Origin of the sequence: Streptomyces silaceus (assembly GCF_001419745.1) — a bacterium.
Lineage (GTDB): Bacteria > Actinomycetota > Actinomycetes > Streptomycetales > Streptomycetaceae > Streptomyces > Streptomyces silaceus.
Window position 1 is genome coordinate 1 of sequence record NZ_LIRJ01000509.1, and the last position, 1,464, is coordinate 1,464.

Below are 1,464 nucleotides of genomic sequence, written 5' to 3' on the forward strand. Positions count from 1 at the left end.
GGGCGGCGGGCGCCTCGCGGGGCAGCAGCACGCCGAGTTCGCGGCGCAGGACCGGGCCGAGTTCGAGGCCCGTGACGTCGCAGGGATGGTGGATGAGCCCCACGTCCAGGTCGTGCGAGGCGAGGCGGGCGAGCTGTTCGGCGGTGGACAGCTCGTGCAGTTCCAGCTCGACGTCCGCGTGGCGGCGCCGGAACTCCACCAGGATCTCGGCGACGGTCTCGCCCGCGATGTCGGGCGGCAGCGCGGCGCGCAGCAGTCCGGCGTCGCCGTCCCGGATGCGGCGGCTGGTGGCCATCAGGGCCTCCGCGCGGGCGAGGAGCTCGCGGGCCTCGGCGAGCAGGAGCGTACCGCCCTTGGTGATCGTGACCTGGCGGCTGTTGCGCTCGAAGAGCCGGACGCCCAGTTCCCGCTCCAGGCGCTGGATGCGCTGGGACAGGGGCGGCTGGGCCGTGCCGAGCCGGGCCGCCGCCCGGCCGAAATGTGACTCTTCTGCAACAGCCACAAAGCACCGCAGGTGCAGTATCAGGTCCACGAACAGCGACGATATCTCAGATTAATCAGTACAGGGGCCATATCCATCTTGGACACATGCATGCCGGAACTGCTCTGCTCACGCAATGAACAGGACATTGAGGCACATAGCCGTCTTCTGTGGGGTCCTGGTGCTGTCCCTGCTGGGGCGGGCCACCTGGGTGCAGTTCGCCCAGGGCGAGGACCTGGCCGCGCACGAGCACAACCGGCGCGTGAAGATCGACGCGTTCAGCCAGCCGCGCGGAGACATCATCGTGGGCGGCGACCCGATCACCGGTTCCGTGCCGACGCCGGGTTCGGACTTCAAGTACAAGCGCGTCTTCAAGAACGGCCCGATGTACGCGCCGATCACCGGCTACTTCTCCCAGGCCCAGGGCTCCACGTTCCTGGAGGGCGTGGAGAACGACGTGCTCAGCGGCAAGGACCGCAGGCTCCTCGGCAGCCCCCTGGACGTACTGACCGGTGAGAAGCCGCGCCCCGGCGACGTCATCACCACCATNNNGGCCGCCGCGCTGGAGCACGGCACGGTCACCGACATCGACGCCTCCTCCGGCGCCCGCGCCCCCTACCGGCTGCCGCTCAGCAGCACCGAGATCGGCAACGTCGTGCCCAACTCCATGTGCGACAAGGTGTCGATGAAGACCGCCATGCAGTGGTCGTGCAACAACGTCTTCCTGGACGCGGCGCTGAAGACCGGCAAGGACAAGATGCGGGAGACGGCGGAGGCGTTCGGCTTCAACAAGGAGCANNACCGGCATGGGCCAGGGCAGCGTCACCAGCACGCCGCTCCAGATGGCCATGACCGTCGCCGGGATCGCCAACGACGGCAAGGTGATGAAGCCGTACATGGTGGACGAGCTGCGCGGTCCCGACCTGGCGCTGCTGGAGAAGTCCCGGCCCGAGGTGCTGAACCGCGCCGTCTCCCCGGAGACC

1 protein-coding gene and 3 pseudogenes are annotated in these 1,464 nt (G+C 68.7%); 3 read left to right on the forward strand and 1 reads right to left on the reverse strand.

Annotation, left to right across the window (positions count from 1 at the left end; all coding sequences use genetic code 11):
- Positions 1–532 (reverse strand): LysR family transcriptional regulator (locus AOK22_RS35485; protein ID WP_157872389.1); only part of this gene is annotated, 532 nt, incomplete at its 3' end.
- A gap of 85 nt (positions 533–617) precedes the next feature.
- Here AOK22_RS35485 and AOK22_RS43340 point away from each other — a divergent pair.
- The 3 pseudogenes from AOK22_RS43340 to AOK22_RS43350 all read left to right on the forward strand — a co-directional run.
- Positions 618–1,030 (forward strand): annotated as a pseudogene (locus tag AOK22_RS43340) (penicillin-binding protein 2); the annotation flags it as partial.
- A 13-nt stretch (positions 1,031–1,043) separates the two neighbouring features.
- Positions 1,044–1,279: pseudogene (locus tag AOK22_RS43345) on the forward strand (penicillin-binding transpeptidase domain-containing protein); the annotation flags it as partial.
- 2 nt (positions 1,280–1,281) lie between these two features.
- Positions 1,282–1,464 (forward strand): annotated as a pseudogene (locus AOK22_RS43350) (penicillin-binding transpeptidase domain-containing protein); the annotation flags it as partial.